This is a genomic window from Gammaproteobacteria bacterium, assembly GCA_011375345.1.
Taxonomy (GTDB): Bacteria; Pseudomonadota; Gammaproteobacteria; order DRLM01; family DRLM01; genus DRLM01.
Map to the genome: position 1 here is coordinate 1 of DRLM01000081.1, position 17372 is coordinate 17372.

Annotated in this window: 19 protein-coding genes; 7 read left to right on the top strand and 12 right to left on the bottom strand. The window is 66.3% G+C overall.

The window, feature by feature from the left end; all coding sequences use genetic code 11:
• Positions 1-97: 97 nt before the first annotated feature.
• The 3 genes from ENJ19_06125 to ENJ19_06135 all read right to left on the bottom strand — a co-directional run bounded on the left by ENJ19_06125 (position 98) and on the right by ENJ19_06135 (position 1722).
• Complete coding sequence (locus tag ENJ19_06125; protein HHM05304.1) at positions 98-895, bottom strand: hypothetical protein; 798 nt, start codon at positions 893-895, stop codon at positions 98-100.
• 6 nt (positions 896-901) lie between these two features.
• Positions 902-1375, bottom strand: a complete 474-nt coding sequence (locus ENJ19_06130; protein HHM05305.1) for a hypothetical protein — start codon at positions 1373-1375, stop codon at positions 902-904.
• Between the two features lie 101 nt (positions 1376-1476).
• Positions 1477-1722: a CHAD domain-containing protein gene (locus ENJ19_06135; GenBank protein ID HHM05306.1), complete on the bottom strand. Its 246-nt coding sequence runs from the start codon at positions 1720-1722 to the stop codon at positions 1477-1479.
• Between the two features lie 333 nt (positions 1723-2055).
• On the opposite strand from ENJ19_06135, the gene ENJ19_06140 reads away from it, so the two are divergent.
• Positions 2056-5607 carry an EAL domain-containing protein gene (locus ENJ19_06140; GenBank protein ID HHM05307.1) on the top strand — a complete coding sequence of 1184 codons (3552 nt, stop codon included), beginning with the start codon at positions 2056-2058 and terminating at the stop codon, positions 5605-5607.
• A 17-nt stretch (positions 5608-5624) separates the two neighbouring features.
• On the opposite strand, the gene bioD is transcribed toward ENJ19_06140, so the two are convergent.
• The 5 genes from bioD to bioB all read right to left on the bottom strand — a co-directional run bounded on the left by bioD (position 5625) and on the right by bioB (position 10373).
• Positions 5625-6317: a dethiobiotin synthase gene (gene bioD, locus ENJ19_06145; GenBank protein ID HHM05308.1), complete on the bottom strand. Its 693-nt coding sequence runs from the start codon at positions 6315-6317 to the stop codon at positions 5625-5627.
• Positions 6318-6327: 10 nt separating this feature from the next.
• Positions 6328-7203 (bottom strand): malonyl-[acyl-carrier protein] O-methyltransferase BioC, encoded by an 876-nt coding sequence (bioC, locus tag ENJ19_06150; GenBank protein HHM05309.1) that lies wholly within the window; start codon positions 7201-7203, stop codon positions 6328-6330.
• Positions 7193-7975: a pimeloyl-[acyl-carrier protein] methyl ester esterase gene (gene bioH, locus ENJ19_06155; protein HHM05310.1), complete on the bottom strand. Its 783-nt coding sequence runs from the start codon at positions 7973-7975 to the stop codon at positions 7193-7195. The genes bioC and bioH overlap by 11 nt, the downstream gene beginning before the upstream one ends.
• 200 nt (positions 7976-8175) lie before the next feature.
• Entirely contained in the window at positions 8176-9339 is a 1164-nt protein-coding gene (gene bioF, locus ENJ19_06160) for an 8-amino-7-oxononanoate synthase (protein HHM05311.1), read from the bottom strand.
• Positions 9336-10373: a biotin synthase BioB gene (gene bioB, locus ENJ19_06165; GenBank protein HHM05312.1), complete on the bottom strand. Its 1038-nt coding sequence runs from the start codon at positions 10371-10373 to the stop codon at positions 9336-9338. The genes bioF and bioB overlap by 4 nt, the downstream gene beginning before the upstream one ends.
• Before the next feature lie 84 nt (positions 10374-10457).
• On the opposite strand from bioB, the gene ENJ19_06170 reads away from it, so the two are divergent.
• The 6 genes from ENJ19_06170 (at position 10458) to ENJ19_06195 (ending at position 14698) form a co-directional block, all read left to right on the top strand.
• The gene (locus ENJ19_06170; protein HHM05313.1) at positions 10458-11162 is read left to right on the top strand and encodes a ComF family protein; all 705 of its coding nucleotides are present in this window, start codon (positions 10458-10460) and stop codon (positions 11160-11162) included.
• A 110-nt stretch (positions 11163-11272) separates the two neighbouring features.
• Positions 11273-11839: a hypothetical protein gene (locus tag ENJ19_06175; protein ID HHM05314.1), complete on the top strand. Its 567-nt coding sequence runs from the start codon at positions 11273-11275 to the stop codon at positions 11837-11839.
• A 79-nt stretch (positions 11840-11918) separates the two neighbouring features.
• Entirely contained in the window at positions 11919-12221 is a 303-nt protein-coding gene (locus ENJ19_06180) for a hypothetical protein (GenBank protein HHM05315.1), read from the top strand.
• A 9-nt stretch (positions 12222-12230) separates the two neighbouring features.
• A complete protein-coding gene (locus ENJ19_06185) occupies positions 12231-12716 on the top strand; it encodes a pyridoxamine 5'-phosphate oxidase (protein HHM05316.1) in 486 nt (161 codons plus the stop codon).
• Positions 12717-12824: 108 nt separating this feature from the next.
• Entirely contained in the window at positions 12825-13556 is a 732-nt protein-coding gene (locus ENJ19_06190) for a TIGR04219 family outer membrane beta-barrel protein (GenBank protein HHM05317.1), read from the top strand.
• 167 nt (positions 13557-13723) lie between these two features.
• Positions 13724-14698, top strand: a complete 975-nt coding sequence (locus tag ENJ19_06195) for a Nudix family hydrolase (protein ID HHM05318.1) — start codon at positions 13724-13726, stop codon at positions 14696-14698.
• On the opposite strand, the gene yacG is transcribed toward ENJ19_06195, so the two are convergent.
• From yacG to ENJ19_06215, 4 genes are all read right to left on the bottom strand, one after another.
• Positions 14689-14883: a DNA gyrase inhibitor YacG gene (yacG, locus tag ENJ19_06200; protein ID HHM05319.1), complete on the bottom strand. Its 195-nt coding sequence runs from the start codon at positions 14881-14883 to the stop codon at positions 14689-14691. The two genes, ENJ19_06195 and yacG, sit on opposite strands and share 10 nt — an antisense overlap.
• Complete coding sequence (gene zapD / locus ENJ19_06205) at positions 14880-15641, bottom strand: cell division protein ZapD (GenBank protein ID HHM05320.1); 762 nt, start codon at positions 15639-15641, stop codon at positions 14880-14882. The genes yacG and zapD overlap by 4 nt, the downstream gene beginning before the upstream one ends.
• Before the next feature lie 97 nt (positions 15642-15738).
• Positions 15739-16356 (bottom strand): dephospho-CoA kinase, encoded by a 618-nt coding sequence (locus tag ENJ19_06210; protein ID HHM05321.1) that lies wholly within the window; start codon positions 16354-16356, stop codon positions 15739-15741.
• A gap of 148 nt (positions 16357-16504) precedes the next feature.
• Complete coding sequence (locus ENJ19_06215) at positions 16505-17344, bottom strand: prepilin peptidase (protein HHM05322.1); 840 nt, start codon at positions 17342-17344, stop codon at positions 16505-16507.
• Positions 17345-17372: the final 28 nt, after the last annotated feature.

Consider the following 17372-nt stretch of genomic DNA (forward strand, 5'->3'; position numbering starts at 1 on the left):
CATGGTGCCATCTCCTTGTCATGGGCCCCTTCAGATTCTTGGCAGCTTGTTGAAAAATTTGGTTTTTCAACATCCTGTTAGAGGATGTGTGCGCGACTTAACGCTTCTTGCGCCTGCGTTCTTCACCGTCGCCGGGCTGGCCCACGGTGTTCACCTGCACCCGCAAACCCTGCCCCAGGATGGACAAGCTGCCGATGTAGCGGCGCCCGCGTTTCAAATTTGCCGGAAACCGGAAATCCAGTGGCACGCACTCCACCTCGCCGGGCGGGAGGCTCACCGCGCCGCCGCAGGTCCGCACCCGCACCACATCCACCCGCTTTTCCGACAACTGGCGCACGAAGGTGTCGAGAAACCGGTGGTGGTCTTTACCTTCCGCGGCGGCCAGGGAACGTTGCAGGGAGACGCAGATTTGATCCGGCTCCTGCAACACCACGAGGCCGATGGTATCGAGCACCACCGGCACGTTGCCGTCATTGCCGATGCACACGGAGGCCATGACCGTGGCCCCCGGCCCGGCTTCAAGGTGCAGCTTGTTGTCGTAAATCTGCACGCGCTCCACGGGCAGGACTTTCAGCACGGCGGTTTTGGGCGCACCGGCGCCGGTGGACAATTCAACCTCGTATTCGCCCGGCGGGGTGCGTGAATCCACAGCCGCCCGGAGGGGGACTTTGCAACAGCGCTTAGGGGGTATACTTCGCGTCAGGCCCAGCTTGCGCGTCAACAAAGCCTGACGGGACAGCTTCCCCTTGGTGGCCACCTCCAGCTTGCGCAGCAGCACCTCGTCGTCGTTTTCATTCTGCAATTCAGCCACGCCCACCAAGTGTTCCGGCGTTCCCCGCAGCACGATGGGCGCTTCGGTGAATGCGAGTTTTTCAATTTGTTCCGGCTTAAGCATAAGCGGTCACTCACAGGGATCGCAGGGTTCGCACTCCACTTCACAACGCTCGTAGGCGTTGGGCCGGTATTCGTCCAAAATCAGTTGCGGCTCGCCGCAGATGGAAAAACTCAAGGCTTCCAGACCCAGCAGGTTCAGCGGAAACACGGATACGCCGAAGTTCATCTGCACTGGCATGCGCAACCGCATATTGGGTTTTTTGAGCGCGGCGATCAGATCGAATAGATCCTGACGGGTGAGGTGAGGCATGTTTTTGATGTCCATGGCCACATCCGTGGTCATGGCGACGGGATGACCGGGGTCACCCTTCAGCGTCATGGTGGTGTTGACATCGTCAATGGTCATGCGCACCGTGCCGTCGGTGCTCATGGTGCCGTTCAGATTGGTGTTCACCGTGCCATTGATATTGGTGTTGATGTCCATGTCCGGCTCGGTGGTCATGCGGACGAGATAATTGCTGGGGATATCGGGAGCGGACATCGCGGCCTCCTTTGCCGTTGAGTCCGGCGCCTGCCCTGGCACGCATGGACAGCGTCGGCGGGTGGGAATGGAGCTTTAGAGTAACGGCTTGGGGTGCAATGTCAAGCAGCGCTCAGCCTTGGTCGCGCGGCTTCTTCCTCCACGCACAAGGGCGCCTGGTCGACACCCATGTGCTCCACGTCGCTGGTGTCCCAAATGTGTTGCTCGCGGAAAGGCGGCGGTTGCTGCGGTGTGCGCGTCCGGCGTTGGGCTGCGCGATAGTCATGGAGGCGTTCAGAACCGCTGCCGCCGATAATCCCCGGCTCGTTTGCGCGCAGGGTTTTGAACAAACGGGCGGCCAGCCTCATTGCCGCCCCGCCGGCGCTTTGCTTCGATCCGCCATTGGCAGTCCTGACACCCCCTCCTATAATGGGCGCTCCTCACACGAGGTATGCGAACCACTGTAGCGCGCCTGCCGCACGGGTCACCTGCCCACGCCGCCGCTCAGCCGCCCTGGGCCCGGGCAAGCTGTCAAACCTGGCAAACAGGCAGCGAATTCGCGGAGTTCATCTGGGACCTATGAGCGCAAGGGTTTGTTTTCGCTGGCGCCGGCGCCAACGGGGCGGCGTTTTCCCCCTATCCGGGAGTCTGGCCTGGCAGGCCCGCCGGCGCGCGCCGGCCGAAGCGCTTGCCGTACCCCGATGACGCCCCCCACCCTGCCATCCGGAGCCGACGAGACCGCCCGCCCAGGCCTGCTGGCACTGTTGCAGCGCATTAACCTGATCAGCCACCGCGCCCGTACGCTGGAGGAGATGCTGGAGGCGGTGCTGGAGGTGGTGTTGGAGGCATTTGCCTGCGACCGCGCCTGGTTAAGTTATCCCTGCGACCCCGACAGCCCCACCTGGCGCATTCCCATGGAAAAAACCCGCCCGGAATGGCCCGGTGCCTACGCCAGGGGCGGCGAATTCGACATGACCCCATCCGTCAGACTGTTTGTTAACGAGGCACTGGCCGCCGACGGTCCGCTGGCCATCCAGGTCACGGATTCTTCTGGATATGTTGATGATCCCCATACCAAGCGTTTCAGTATCCGCTCGGTGCTCACCATGGCGTTATACCCCAAAACGGGCAAACCCTGGATGTTGGGTATTCACCACTGCCGCGCCCGCCACGACTTCTCCCCCCATGAAATCGAGACTTTCCGCGAACTCGCGCTGCGCCTGACCGAGTCCCTGGACAGCATGCTGGCCATCCGGGCGCTGCGGGACAACGAAGCACTGTTCCGAGGCCTGTTCGAGACCTCCCGCCAGGGCATCATCAGCCAGGATCCACAAGGCCGGGTGCTGTACATTAATCCGGCGGCGCAGCGCCTGCTGGGCCTGACCGCAGCGGACCTGGCCCGCCACCCCGAGGCCCTGCTGGAGCTGCCGCTTGTCGATGAGGCGGGCCGGCCTGTCCCCCTCACCCAGCGCCCCGAGCACCTGGCCCTGCAGCACGGCCAGCGCAGCGTGGACCGCGTGCTGGGTCTGGCGGTGGATGACGGCGACGGGCCCCGCTGGCTGCTGCTCAGCGCCTTGCCGCAATGCCGGCCCCACGAAGCTCAGCCCTGCCAGGTGATCTCCACGTACACGGACATCACCCCTCTCAAGCGTGCCGAAAACACCGCCCGGGCGCATATCCGCCACCTGAATTTCATGGAACGGATCAGCGCCATCATACTCAGCGCCACGAGCCTGGACACCGTCCTGCAGGAGGTGCTGGACGCCATGCTCGACATCTTCCGCTGCGACCGGGCCTGGCTGCTTTATCCCTGCGACCCCGCCAGCCCCACCTGGCGTGTCCCCATGGAGCGCACCCGGCCCCAGTGGCCCGGCGCCCACGCGCTGAACCAGGACATCGCCATGACGCCGGAGGTCGCCAGCGCCCTGGAAAGCTGCCTGGCCTCCCCCCGCCCGGTTCCCTTCGACGAGCAGAATGCGCCGCCATCCCCACCGGAGACCGCCGCCCGCTTCGGCATCAAATCGCAAATTGCTTTCGCCTTGCATCCCAAGGTGGGCAAACCCTGGCTGCTGGGCATCCACTACTGCGGCCGCCCCCACCGGGCGTCGCCCGGGGAACTCCAGATTATGGAGGACATCGGCCACCGCCTCGCCGATGCCCTGACGGGCCTGCTGACCCTAAAAGATCTGCGCGCCAGCGAAGCACGCTTTCGCACCCTGGTGGAACACGCCCCGGAAGCCATCGTCGTGCTGGATGCCGACAGCGGCTGCCTCACCGATGCCAATGACAATGCCTGCCGGCTGTTCGGCATCAAGCGGGACGCCCTGAAGGGCGTGTGCTGGGACAGCCTCGCCGCCCCCGAACACGGCCATGCCCGGGCCGCCGCCAGAGAACATATCGCTGCCGCTGTCGCGGGCGCCACCCCCGTGTTTGAATGGCGCTTGCGCCACCGCCACGGCGAGACACGACACTGTGAAGTGCGCATGGTGCGCCTGCCGGCAGAGCGCCCCCTGGTGCGCTGCAGCATCACCGACATTACCGCGCGCAAGCGCGCCGAGGCACAGATGCGCAAACTGTCCCGGGCCCTGGAGCAGGCGGCAGATGCGGTGATGATCACCGACCGCGACGGGATTATCGAATACGTCAACCCCGCCTTCACCCGCATCAGCGGCTACGCCATGAGCGAGGCCCTGGGCAAGACGCCGCGGCTGGTGAAATCCGGCCGGCATGGTGACGATCACTACCGGGCCCTGTGGCAAAACATCCTCAAGGGCGAGGTCTACAGCGGCATAATGATCAACCGTCGCAAAGACGGGCAGTTGTATTACGAAGAAAAAACCATCACCCCCCTCAAAAATGAGGAGGGCCGGATCACCCATTTCGTCTCCACCGGCCGGGACATCAGCGAACGCATCCGCGCCGAACAGCGCCTGCATCACCTGGCCCACCACGACAGCCTCACCCAGGTGCCCAACCGGGCGCTGTTCATGGACCGTTTGAACCAGTCCCTGCATCACGCCCAGCGCCACGGGCGGCGCCTGGCGGTGATGTTTTTGGACCTGGACCGGTTCAAGCTCATCAACGACACCCTGGGCCACGATGTGGGCGACCAGGTGCTCGTCACCATGGCCGGGCGGCTGCGGGCCTGCCTGCGCGCCGAAGACACGGTGGCGCGCCTGGGAGGCGATGAGTTCGTGTTGCTGCTGGAAGAGATCAGCTCCGTTAACAAACTGACAGCCGTGTCCCAGAAAATCCTTGAGGCCTTGTCAGAGCCTGTGCAGGTCCAGCGCCATGAGCTGTTCGTCACCGCCAGCATCGGCATCGCTCTCTATCCTTCCGACGGGACTACAGCCGAAGCGCTGTTGAAACATGCCGACATCGCCATGTACCAGGCCAAGGACCAGGGCCGCAACACCTGCCGTTACTACTCTGCGGACATGAATGCCGACGCTGTCCAGCGCCTGACGCTGGAAACTGCCCTGCGCCGGGCTATCGAAAAACACGAGTTGTCCCTCGTCTTTCAGCCCCAATGGGCGCTGGACACGGGCCGGCTGGTGGGGGTGGAGGCCCTGCTGCGCTGGCGCCATCCCGATCTGGGGGTGGTGGCCCCGGCCACCTTCATCCCCGTGCTGGAGGAAACCGGCCTCATCGCTCCCGCCGGCCAGTGGGCGTTGCACACGGCCTGCTGTCAGCTGGCGGCCTGGCGGGCAGCGCATCCCGTCGCTCTGCGCATGTCTGTCAATCTCTCCAGCCGCCAGTTCGACCACCCCGCCTTCCCCGAGGCCCTGCTCGCCCTGGAAAGCGACACCGGCGTTCCGGCCCAATGGCTGGAACTGGAGATCACCGAAAGCCTGCTGCTGCGCCAACACCACAACACCTTCCGTGTCCTGGAGCAGCTGACGGCGGCAGGCTACCGTCTGGCGGTGGACGATTTCGGCACGGGCTATTCGTCTTTGAGTTACCTCAAGCGCTTTCCCATCGACACGCTCAAGATCGACCGCTCCTTCATCCGCGATCTTGCCACCGCCCCCGACGATGCTGCCATTACCCAGGCCATCATCGCCATGGCGCGCAGCCTGAACCTGAATGTGGTGGCGGAAGGCGTCGAAACGACAGAGCAACTGGCCTTTCTGCGCCAGGCGGGCTGCGCCCTGGGACAGGGTTTTCTGGTCAGCCCGCCGCTGGAGGCGGCAGCGCTGGAAGCGCTGCTGGGCCGGCCCGGGTCGTCGCTCCTGCCGCCGGAGCGCGTCTGACAGTGACAGGCGGGTTTTCAAGCGCCTGGGAGCCTGTCCAGCGCCTCCCAATTCAGACAAGCGGCCAGGCGCGCCGCGTCGAAACGGGGCAGATGGGGTACTACGCCCACCAGCGGTGCCGGCAGACGCTTTTGCAAGGTCTCGATATTGTCCCCGGCGCGCGCCATGGCGGGATCCACCCGGTTCGCCACCCAGCCCGCCAGGGGCAGGCCGCTGGCCGTGATGGCCGCGGCGCTGAGCAGGGCGTGATTCAAACACCCCAGCCGCAGTCCCACCACCAGCAGCACCGGCAGGTTCAAGGCGCGGGCCAGATCAGCGGTGGTCTCGGTGGCGTTCAGCGGCACCAGGTAGCCGCCCACCCCTTCCACCACCACCCGCTCCGCCCGGGCCGCCACCCAGGCATAGTCCCCGGCCAGGCGGGCGACGCTCAGGGATACCCCCGCCGCCGCTGCGGCCAGATGGGGCGCCACCGCCGCGGGCAGGGCACAGGGGTTGATTTTCTCGTAGGGCAGCTTGACGGCGGCCGCCGCCGACAGCATTTCGGCATCGTCGTTGCGCCAGCCGGCGGCCGTCACCCGGCAGCCGGCTGCCACCGGCTTCATGGCCGCCACTTTCACGCCCCGCGCGGCCAGGCCGTGGGTGAGCCCGGCGGCCACCCAGGTCTTGCCCACTTCCGTGTCGGTGCCGGTGACGAAATAACCGCCCGCCACGCCGGCCGCCTCAGCGCCTGAGCTGGGACAGGGGCACTTTTACCGTCCCCGCCTCCCGGATATTGGCCGCCTCCACCCCCCAACCATGGCCGTAGACCACTTCGAAGGTCGCGGGCAGGCGGCCGTCGGTACGGAAGACTTCATAGGCTTCGGCGAGGCGGTCCAGGGCCCGGCGGCCGGTCAGCCCCCGGGGGCGGCCGCTGTTGGCGTTGCGCGCCCCCAGGGCTTTGAGGTCCGCCATCACCGCCCGCACATCGGAATAGGTAAGGGTAAAGCGCTCGGCGTCCATCACCGGCTCGGCGAAGGGCGTCCGCATCATGGCGTCACCCACATCGTGCATATCCAGAAAGACGTTCACATGGGGGACCGCGTCCACCGCAGCCCAGGCAGCCCGCAGCTCGCGCAGGGTGTCCGGCCCCAGGGTGGAGAACATCAGCAAACCGTCCGGCTTCAACACCCGGCGAAATTCGGCGAAGGCCCGGTCCGGCCCGTTGCACCACTGCAAGGTGAGGTTGGAGAAAATCAGGTCCACGGACTGGGTGGCCAGGGGCAGGGCCTCGGCGTCGCCGCCCACAAAACCCGCACGGCCCCGCCAGCGGGTCAGCAGGCCGGTGCGACCGCGGGCCCGCTGCAACATGGCTGGCGCCAGATCCAGGGCGACCACCTGCGCCCGCGGGTAGCGGCGGGCCAGGGCGGTGGTGGTATGGCCGGTGCCGGCGCCCACGTCCAGCACCCGCCGGGGCCGACAGCGGATGTAATCCAGCCGCTCCAGCAGGCGCCGGCCCACCTCCCGTTGCAGCACGGCCACCTGGTCGTAGCTGGCGGCAGCGCGCTCGAAGCTGGCCCGCACCCGGCGCTTGTCCAGCACGGGCAACTCAGGCGTCATCGTGGAGGAAGCGGCTGAGGGCGGTCATGAACTCGCGCGGGTGGGATAAAAAGGGCGCGTGGCCGGCCCGTTCAATGATCTTGAGGGAGGCCAGGGGCAGCTGCTGGCGCAGGGCACGGCCCACCCCGGCGGGGACAATGGCGTCCCGGGCGCCGTAAATCAGCAGGGTAGGGCACATGATGCGCCCCATGCGGGGGCGCAGATCCGCCTGCTCGAGCAGGCGCAGGCCGCCGCGCAATATCCCCGGCGGCGGCGGGGGATGGCGAAAGAGCTGGGCCCGCAGCTTGCGCAGGGTTTCCCGCGCCCGGTCGGATCCGGCCGCCACCTGCAAGCCGATGAAACGCTCCAGGGTGCCCGTGTAGTCGTTTTCCAAAGAATCCCCGAAGGCCTTGAGCACTTGGGGTTCCATGGCATGAGGCCAGTCGGGCGCGGTGACGAAGCGGGGCGAACTGGCCACCAGCACCAGCCTGGACACCCGGTCGGGATGCTCAATGGCTGTCTTGCTGGCAAACAGACCGCCCAGGGACCAGCCTATCCACGTCGCCCGCGGTGGGGCGGCGGCGGCCACGGCAGCGCTCACGGTGTCCAGATCGAAGGGCGTGTCCGGGTCGGGATCCCTGCTGCGGCCGTGGCCGGGCAGATCAATCAAGGTCACCCGCCAGCTTTCCGAGAGTTTCTCGGCAATGGAAGACCACACCCCGGAATGCAGGCCCCAGCCGTGCAGCAGGACGATGTCGGGGCCGAAACCGAATTGTTCGCTGTAGACATTCATTGTTTGAGTCGCAAACCGCTAGGGGCGCAACATGCGCCATGAGGTGGTCACCACGGAGAGCCCGGCGTCCCGTCCTTGAGCTTGGTTTTTCAAATGCCGGCGCTTCCCCCCCAGCCGACGCTGCTACCCTACCAAAAAACGGCGCCGGGTTTAAAACAACGCCGCGTGCCTGCCGTCGCGGGCGTTGGCGTCCGCACCAGTCAAACGCTGCCTCGGGTATCAGGCAAAGACGCCAGCGCCGCCAGCAGGCGGTCCACCTGCTCCACCGTGTGCCGGGCGGAAAAGGTGATGCGCAAACGGGCGCCGCCCTCCGGCACCGTGGGCGGGCGGATGGCACTGACGTACACCCCCCGGTCCCGCAAAGCCGCGCTCCAGGCCAGGACCCGCGCGGCCGTGCCCGCCACCATGCCCTGGATGGGCGTGGCCGAGGGCAGCAGCTCGAGCCCCAGCTGCCCGGCCCCGGCGCGAAACCGCGCCACCAGCGCGGCCAGCCGGTCCCGCCGCCACTGTTCCTCCCGGGCGAGGCGCAGGCTGGCCAGGGTGGCATGGGCCAGGGCCGGCGGCAGCGCCGTGGTGTAAATGTAGCTGCGGGCGCGCTGGATCAGCGTCTCGATGAGTTCGGCGCTGCCGGCGACGAAGGCGCCGAAAGTGCCCAGGGCCTTGCCCAGGGTGCCCACCAGCACCGGCACTTCCGCCACGCCCAGCCCGAACGACGCCACCGCCCCCGCCCCGCCAGGCCCCAGCACGCCGAGGCCGTGGGCATCGTCCACCATCAACACCGCGCCGTGGCGGCGGCAGGCCGCGGCCAGCTCCGGCAGGGGGGCGATGTCACCGTCCATGCTGAACACGCCGTCGGTGACCACCAGACGCTCGCCCGCACCCGCAGCCAGTTTGGCAGCCAGGGCCCGGACGTCGGCGTGGGGATAGCGGCACAAGCGGGCGCCGGACAGCAGGCCGCCATCCAGCAGCGAGGCGTGATTGAGCCGGTCTTCGAACACCCATTCGCCCCGGCCGGCCAAGGCGGTCACGGTGCCGAGATTGGCCATGTAGCCGGTGGAAAACAACAGTGCCCGGGGCCGGCCGGTGAATGCGGCCAGGGCCTCTTCCAAGGCTTGGTGGGCGCGGCTGTGGCCGGTGATCAAATGGGAGGCGCCGCTGCCCACGCCGTAGCGGGTCGCGCCGTCCTGGAGGGCGGCCACCACCTGGGGGTGGTTGGCCAGGCCCAGGTAGTCGTTGCTGCAAAAACTGAGATAGGGCCGCCCGTCAATGACGACCTGGGGTCCCTGGGGGCTGTCCAGCCGGACGCGCTGGCGGTACTGGTGGGCGCTGCGCAAGGCCGCCAGCGCCCCGGCCAGATCCTTCATGCGGCGGCGTCGCGCCCTGCTTTCGCCCCGCGGCGCCGCTGGGTGTCGCCGCGAGGACGGACGTTCAGATCGCGCAGCATTTGCAGATCGTCGTCCACCTGCCGGCCCCGGGTGGTGAGATAGTCGCCGATCATCACGCCGGACGCGCCGGCAAAGAAAATCATGGCCTGCAGATCGCGCAGAAACTGGCGGCCGCCGGCGATGCGGATTTCCGCCCGGGGCAGCATGTAGCGGAACACGGCGATGGTGTGCAGGATTTCCAGGGGGGCCATGGGCGTGCGGTCCCCCATGGGGGTGCCAAGCACGGGACTGAGGAAATTCAGCGGCACCGATTCCACCTGCAGGCGGCGCAGGGTGTCGGCCAGCTCGATGCGCTGGTCCAGGCTCTCCCCCATGCCCAGGATACCGCCGGCGCAGACCCTGAGGCCCGCAGCGCGGGCGTTGTTGATGGTGTCGATGTTTTCCTGGTACGTGTGGGTGGTGCACACGTTTTCGAAGTAGCTTTCCGCCGTCTCCAGGTTGTGGTGGTAGTTTTCCATGCCCATGGCTTTCAACTCGGTGGCGGTGGCTTTGTCCAGCACGCCCAGGCTGGCGCAGCGGCCGATGTCGGAATGTGCATCCAGGGCGGCGAAGTATTCTTTGAGCTGGCTGCGTTCTTTGTCTGTGCGCACGCCCCAGCCTTTGGATACCACGCCAAAGTCACTGGCGCCCCACTCCCGCGCCCGCCGGGCCTGTTTCACCAGTTCCTCGCTGGCGATGTAGTTGTACTTTGGTGCCGCGGTCTGATAGTGGCCGCTCTGGGCGCAGAAGGTGCAGTTTTCCGAACAGTTCCCGGAGCGTACGTTGGAAATGGCGCACAGTTCCACTTCCGTACCGCGAAAGTGACGCCGCAGGCGGTCGGCGCCCGCCATGAGCCAGCCCAGGCAGGCCTGGTCCAGCCGGATCATCCACTGGCCTTCGGCCACGGTCATTTCTCCGCCGGCGAGAATCCTTTGGGTGATGGCGTCAATACGGGCGTAGTGTTGCGGCTCCATGGTCCACCTTTTAATATCGGATGAGTTGTTCGGTTCGCGCTGTGACTATAGCGCGCGATGCTGGTCTGTCAACCAATTATCGCCATGCAGGTTTACGGTTGCTTAAAAGGCATCCAGCATTGGTGGTGGCCCCGTTGCTGCGTGCTGTGCGGTCTTGTCGGTCAGCAGGATTTGTGTGAGGCGTGCGCCGCCGACCTGCCCCGCACGGGCAGCGCCTGCGAACGCTGCGCCGAAGCTCTGAGCGCCACGGGGGTGTGCGGCCGCTGTCTGCGGGAACCGCCATCCTTTGACCGCATTCTAGCCCCATTGCGCTATCAGGCGCCTCTGGATCTGCTGATCAGGCAGCTCAAGTTCCGCGACAAGCTGCACCTGGCCCGGGTGCTGGGGGAGGTGCTCGCAAAGGAGTGGGCCACCGCGCCCCGGCCGGACGCGCTGGTGCCGGTGCCCTTGCATGCCGCGCGCTTGCGGGAACGGGGCTTCAATCAGGCCCTGGAGCTGTCCCGGCCCCTGGCGCGCCATTTGCGCCTGCCCCTGCTGAAGCGGGCGTGCCGGCGTGTCCGCGCGACGCAAACCCAGTCCGCCTTGCCGGCGCAGCGGCGTCGGGGCAATGTGCGGGGCGCCTTCGAGGCCGCCCTTCCCGGTCACGCCCGCCATGTTGCCGTCGTGGACGATGTGGTCACCACCGGCCACACGGTGAACGAAGTGGCCCGGGCGCTGAAGAAAGCCGGTGCGGAACGGGTGGATGTGTGGTGTTGCGCGCGGGCGCAAACGGATCATCGGGACCACTGAGCACACACTGCTTTGGCGGCGGCAGGCGCTGTGCTAGACTCGGCCGCAATCAGAGGCCCGGTAAAACGGGTTCTTGATATCAACCCAACGTAGGCGTTAAGGAGTCACGCATGTGGATGCGAAGCGTTGCCGCCCTGGCCTGTTTCATTAGCGCTGGTAGTGCCGGCGCGGCCCAATCCCTGGACATCAGCCTCAGCGACGACACCGCCCGCGTGGTGTACGCCGGTCCCACGGGACAACAAGGCTTCGGCCGGGGTGAGTTCACCGTCGGTCTGCTGTTCACGGAGCAGGAAGATTTCTTCGGGGAACTGGGCATACGGGTTATCGGCGAGGCGGGCACCGATGCGCCGGGCCTGCTGGCCGGCGTGGCGGTGAAGGCGGTGGGTGTGGCGGCGGATGCCGGCGATGCCGTGGCCCTCACCCTGGGCGGCCTGGTGGACTATGCCCCGCCGCCCCTGCCTCGCCTGCACCTGGAAGCCGCTGTGAATTACGCCCCCGGCATCGTCACCTTTCTCGACGGAGACCGCTTTTATCACTGGTCGCTCGGTGTGGGCTACGAAGTACTGCGCGACGCCACCGTCTACCTGGGCTACCGGAAAATGCGCCTTAGCATCGACAAGGGCCCCGACCTGAACCTGGACAACGGCGGCCACCTTGGGTTGAAGTTTAAGTTCTGATTGCTGCGGTCAAGGGGGTCTGGCACCTGCCGATACAACCAGGATGGATGGTTTTCCAGCTGAGGGATCCGCAGCCTCAATGTTTATCTCCCACAGCCTCCACGCCGCGCCCAATCCCGACCCGCGCCCACCCGGCGAAGTGGAACGGGCCGCGCCGCGTCCCGCCCTTCGTCCGGCGGCACAGCGGCCACCGCCAGTGGAACAGCAACTGGAGGGGGAATGGCTGAAGGCGCGCGCGGACCACCGCCACGAACAATCTGCCTTTCAGGGCGGCAACACCACCTCACCCGGTTTGCGCCATGCCGTGTCCGTCTACCTCAGCCACGCCCAGGCGGACCAGGGCGCTTCCGGCCAGGCTGTCTACATCGACGATTATGCGTGACTCCCCGCCATGGACGCCGATGACAGGCAGTTAGTCTGGCAACTGCTGCACGAACACCGCTGGGCTGCCCTGGCCGTGACGGACGCCGAGGGTGCTGCCCAGGTCTCCTTCGTCGCCTTTGCGCTTGGCCCTGCGGGAGATTTGATCTTGCACCTGAGCGAACTGGCCGCCCACACCCGCCATCTGCGCCGGGACCCCCGGGCGGCACTGGGCATCAGCGCCGCGGATGAGGGCGGTGAGGATCCCCAGCGCCTGCCCCGCATCGCCCTGCAGGGCGCGCTTGAGCGCATACCCCGGGAAGCGGAAACGTACCAGGGTCTGCGCCAGCGCTACCTGCAGCGCCTGCCCGCCGCCGCCCGCCTGTTCTCTTTTGGTGACTTTTCCCTCTATGTCTATAAAATATATAAAGCGCGTTATGTTGGCGGCTTCGGGAAAGCCCACAGCATCAGCGGTGAAGAGTTAAGAAAACTCGCAACGACGAACACAACACACTAGGAGCCTGTCGGATTGCTTCATGAACACTGTTCTCGAAACAATCCGGGCCCATCCGGGCGGTTGTGCGCACTTTTGGGCAACAAGGACGATCCACACGAGGAGCCCGTCATGAAGCGATTTGCAATGGTGTTGGTGGCCGGAATGTTCGGCGTACCGCCGGTTTACGCCCTGGGTCCGGTGGACGTGGACGTCCAGCTCTCGGGCTGGCGGCAAAACCTCTCGGGCGAGGTGCGCTACCGCGGCGAAGATATCGACGTCGGCGATGAATTGGGCATGGACAACAACACCGCGGTCATGGCCCGCGCCCGCCTTCACGTCACCGGTTTCGGTAATCTCTACGCCAGCTATGCCCCGCTGGAGCACAGCGGCTCGCGCATTTTGTCCAGCTCCTTCACCTTCGGTGATGAAACCTTCACCGCCGCCACGCCGGTCAGCTCTTCCCTGGATGCGGACATGTACGACCTGGGCTGGACCTTCACCGCCCTGAACCTCGCTGTCAGCGAACTGGAACTGGGGCTGCAGGCCAAACTCATCGATGGCACGGTGCGTCTGGCGGGCGGGGGAGCGGAACAGGAAGCCACTTTCACCGCGCCGGTGCCCATGGCCCGGGCGTTGCTGCGCATCAACATCCCCTTTGTCACCGCCGAAGTGGACGGGGCGGGCATGGTGTACGACGGCAATCATTTCTACGACGTGACGGCGCAGCTCAAAGTATCCCCCCTGCCGCTGGTGTATTTTGCCGGCGGTTACCGGGCGCTGGACCTGGAACTGGAAGACGGCGACAAGCGGGCCGCGGTGAAAGAAAGCGGGCCGTTCCTGGGCATCGGCATCGATTTTTAGCGCCGGCGCCTGCTTCCCGCCATCATTTCCGGGCCGGGCATGGCTTCAAAGTCTGCCAGGCCAGTGTCACGCTGGCCTGGCACTGCATTGACCGGCAACCGCTGCGGCGCAGCCCGAAAAAGACGGATGTCTCAAAGCCGCCAGGCATTCATCTATCCCTTCCGCCGATGTCAACGTCATTGCCCACTGTGCACGTTCTGGCCGCCGTGATCGAAGACCAAGCCGGCCGGGTACTGATCACCCGGCGCCCGCCCCACCGCCCCCACGGCGGCTTGTGGGAGTTCCCCACCGGCAAGCGCCGAAGCGGTGAAAGCCGTCTGGACGCCCTGCGCCGCGAACTGCATGCAGAACTGGGCATTGATGTGGTGGACGCCCACCCGCTCATCACCGTCCATCACCGCTGCCCCGGCCACCGGGTAATGTTGGACGTGTGGCGGCTGCGCCAATACCAGGGCACCGTACGGGGGCGTGAGGGCCGGGCCGTCTGCTGGGTGGCGCCGGCCAGACTCAGCCAATATGCCTTTCGCGCCGCCGACATTCCCGTCATCACCGCCGCGCGCCTGCCCGGCCGCTATCTCATCACCCCCGAGCCGGAGGACGAAGCCGTCTTCCTCGCCACCCTGGAAGCGCGCCTGGCGGAGGGCGCGCGACTGGTGCAGCTGCGCGCCAGACGCTTGAACAACCAGGCCTGCGCCCGCCTGGCAAAAGAGGTGGCGAACCTGTGCCGTGACTATCAGGCCACCTGGCTGGCCAATGCATCACCGGAACAGGCCATCGCCCTGCATGCTGATGGCGTGCACCTGAGCGCGGCCCGCCTGCGGGCGTTGGATCACCGCCCCCTGGGCCGCGACCGCTGGGTGGCGGCCTCATGTCATAACGCCGCGGAACTGCAGCACGCCGGGCGTATCGGCGTGGATTTCGCCGTGCTGTCGCCGGTCAACAGCACCCGCAGCCATCCCGGCGCCAGACCCTTGGGGTGGGAGGGTTTTGGCGCGCTGTGCGACGCGGCCCGCCTGCCGGTGTTCGCACTGGGAGGGATGGGCACGGAGGATTTGGCGCAGGCCCGCGAGCACGGCGCCCAGGGGGTGGCAGGAATTTCCCGCTTTTGGAACCGGCCGCGGGCGGGAGGCCCTCAGTGCTGATGATGGGGGGGCCGGTCTTCAGGATGGCCGGACGGCATTTCGTCGCCGGGCACGGCATACTCCTCCCCGGCCCAGCGTCCCAGGTCAATCAGCCGGCAGCGCTCGCTGCAAAAGGGGCGCCATTTCGCCGCGCCCGTCCAGAGCACTTTTTTCCCGCAAGTGGGACATTTCACTTCAGCAGTCATAGCGCGCAGCAGCTTAGCAGAAACTGAACGTCACTGCCGCAGGGGTGGTTGCGGCCCTCGGTGCCGAGAGTCAGAAAGCGCACACTGAAGCGGTGACGCCCGGCGCTGATTTCGGGAAAACAAGACGCGTCCTCCGGCAACTGCACCCGCACCAGTTGAAACGGCGTCTGGATATCCAGGGCGCGTTGGTAAAAGCCGGCTTCCGCCACTTCCGCCCGGGCCTGGGCGCTGTCGCGGATCAGGCCCAGCAACACATCCACCACCTGGCGCAAGAGATCGAAGGCGCCTAGCCAAGTGTGCAGCTCCCCGCTGCGTTGTGGTGCCGGCCGGTGGAGCCAGTAGTGGAACTGGGGCAGGTCAAAATCGCAAGCACCGCCGGGAATGGCCATGCGCTGCCTGACCGCCGTCAAAAAGTCATGGTCACGCAAGGCCTGACCCAGGGGCCCTTCCACGGCATGCAGACGGTTTTCCAGCCCGGCCAGGCGTTCCAGCAGGGCGCCGAGACGGCTGTGGTCCACCCGCGGATTGTGCGACATCACGGCCAACACGCCCCGCTGGCGCTCCAGTTCTTTGAGGATCTCCTGTTTCAGGTCGGAGCGGCCGCAAAGGGCCAGAATATCCAGGATGGCGAGCAATGCCGTTTGGCTGTCCCAGGGCGAATCGCTCTGCCAATGCGCATCGGCCTGAGTAAACAAATGCTCCAGCCTGAGCAGGGTGCGCACGCGTTCGTTCAAAGGCTGTTCATAGCAAATCAAAATGCAGTCTCTCGGGAATGTGCTGGAGAAGAACCGCTCTCACGGCAGAAGTCTGGCTTGGCGGCGCAACGCAAATCGCCTGCCCTAATAGTAGAAGAAATCAGTCAGAACGCGAGTCAGGCCCGGATGCCGCCAATTGGGTGTAGCGCTGATGCAGACGACGGACGGCCTTGTTGAGCGCGTCCACGCCGCCCTCATTGGGCAGCACATCGTCCGCTGCCTGCAGCCGCCGGGCGCGGCTGGTCTGGGCGGCCAGCACCTGCTCCAGTTCCTCCTCCGGCCAGCCGTCGCGGGCCTGCAGCCGCTGCCGCTGCACAGTCTCCGGCACATCCACCACCAGCACCCGGTCCACCAGGCCGGGGGGCGCCGTCTCCACCAGGAGGGGCACGACCACAATACAGTAGGGCGCGCACAGGCGCGCCAGCCGCGCGGCCAGCTCGGCGTAGACCCGGGGGTGGAGAATGGTTTCCAGCCGGCGCCGGGCAGCCGCGCTGGCAAAGGCACGCTGGCGCAGGCGGGCGCGGTTCAACCGGCCGTCCTGATCCAGCACATCGGCACCAAAAGCGGCGGTGATCTCCGCCAGCGCCGGCTGACCGGGCCGGACCAAGTCCCGCGCCACTTCGTCGGCATCCAGCACCGGGACACCCAGCTCGGAAAAAAAACGCGCGACAGTGGATTTGCCGCTGCCGATGCCGCCGGTGAGGCCGATTTTCAGCATGGAAAGAAGTTTAACCCGCGCCGGGTGCCGGGAAACGAAAAATTTTCCGCCCCGGCCGGCGACGGAAATACCGCGCGCGGTGCGCGCCCAGGCCGCTCTCGTTGCTGAATCGCCGGGATTTCCAATCCGCGGGCCGGGACATGCGCCTTTACACCGCCATGCCGGAAAAGCGCAAGTACCAGCCGGTGAGTTCATCCCCCCACAGCAGGGCCAACCAGCCCGCCGCGGCCAGATAGGGACCAAAAGGAATGGGAATGCTGCGGTCGCGGCCCCGCAGCACGATCAAACCCACCCCCACCACGGCCCCCACCAGGGAGGAGAAGATGATGACCACCGGCAGGGCCTGCCATCCCAGCCAGGCACCAAGCATGGCCAGGAGCTTGAAATCGCCGTAGCCCATGCCCTCCTTGCCGGTGGTCCATTTGAACAACACATACACCGACCACAACACCAGATAGCCGGCCGCGGCACCGAGGATGCTGGCCGCGGGGGTGGCGAACAGGCCCGCCAGGCTCAACAGCAGCCCCAGCCACAAAAACGGCAGGGTGATGGCATCAGGCAACAGCTGGTGGTCGATATCGATGACACTCAGGGCAATCAAAGCCCAGCTGAGCAGCAGGGCGGCGCCGGCCTCGAAGGTGAAGCCAAAATGCCAGGCCACCGCCGCCGAAACTGCGGCCGTGGCCAGCTCGATGAGAGGATAGCGCCGGGAAATGGCCGCGCCACAGGTCCGGCAGCGCCCTTTGAGCCACAGGTAGCTGAGCACGGGGATATTGTCCCGGGCACCGATGGCATGGCCGCAATGGGGGCAGCGGGAGGCGGGCACGGCCAGATTGAAAGGCTCGTCGGACCTGCTTTGCGGATCCCCGCCGCTCAGCTCGCGGCACTGGGCGCGCCATTCCCGCTCCATCATGAGGGGCAGGCGGTGGATCACCACGTTGAGAAAGCTGCCCACCACCAGCCCCAAGAGGGCGGCGGCCAGCGCCAGGGCCCAGCCATGGGCCGCGAAATACTCA

Bases quoted from the DNA above. Each gene is read 5' to 3' on its own strand.
- ENJ19_06125 (HHM05304.1), bottom strand. From the start codon at position 895: ATGCTTAAGCCGGAACAAATTGAAAAACTCGCATTCACCGAAGCGCCC.
- ENJ19_06130 (HHM05305.1), bottom strand. From the start codon at position 1,375: ATGTCCGCTCCCGATATCCCCAGCAATTATCTCGTCCGCATGACCACC.
- ENJ19_06135 (HHM05306.1), bottom strand. From the start codon at position 1,722: ATGAGGCTGGCCGCCCGTTTGTTCAAAACCCTGCGCGCAAACGAGCCG.
- ENJ19_06140 (HHM05307.1), top strand. From the start codon at position 2,056: ATGACGCCCCCCACCCTGCCATCCGGAGCCGACGAGACCGCCCGCCCA.
- bioC (HHM05309.1), bottom strand. From the start codon at position 7,203: ATGACGCCTGAGTTGCCCGTGCTGGACAAGCGCCGGGTGCGGGCCAGC.
- bioH (HHM05310.1), bottom strand. From the start codon at position 7,975: ATGAATGTCTACAGCGAACAATTCGGTTTCGGCCCCGACATCGTCCTG.
- bioF (HHM05311.1), bottom strand. From the start codon at position 9,339: ATGAAGGATCTGGCCGGGGCGCTGGCGGCCTTGCGCAGCGCCCACCAG.
- bioB (HHM05312.1), bottom strand. From the start codon at position 10,373: ATGGAGCCGCAACACTACGCCCGTATTGACGCCATCACCCAAAGGATT.
- ENJ19_06170 (HHM05313.1), top strand. From the start codon at position 10,458: ATGCAGGTTTACGGTTGCTTAAAAGGCATCCAGCATTGGTGGTGGCCC.
- ENJ19_06175 (HHM05314.1), top strand. From the start codon at position 11,273: ATGTGGATGCGAAGCGTTGCCGCCCTGGCCTGTTTCATTAGCGCTGGT.
- ENJ19_06180 (HHM05315.1), top strand. From the start codon at position 11,919: ATGTTTATCTCCCACAGCCTCCACGCCGCGCCCAATCCCGACCCGCGC.
- ENJ19_06185 (HHM05316.1), top strand. From the start codon at position 12,231: ATGGACGCCGATGACAGGCAGTTAGTCTGGCAACTGCTGCACGAACAC.
- ENJ19_06190 (HHM05317.1), top strand. From the start codon at position 12,825: ATGAAGCGATTTGCAATGGTGTTGGTGGCCGGAATGTTCGGCGTACCG.
- ENJ19_06195 (HHM05318.1), top strand. From the start codon at position 13,724: ATGTCAACGTCATTGCCCACTGTGCACGTTCTGGCCGCCGTGATCGAA.
- yacG (HHM05319.1), bottom strand. From the start codon at position 14,883: ATGACTGCTGAAGTGAAATGTCCCACTTGCGGGAAAAAAGTGCTCTGG.
- ENJ19_06210 (HHM05321.1), bottom strand. From the start codon at position 16,356: ATGCTGAAAATCGGCCTCACCGGCGGCATCGGCAGCGGCAAATCCACT.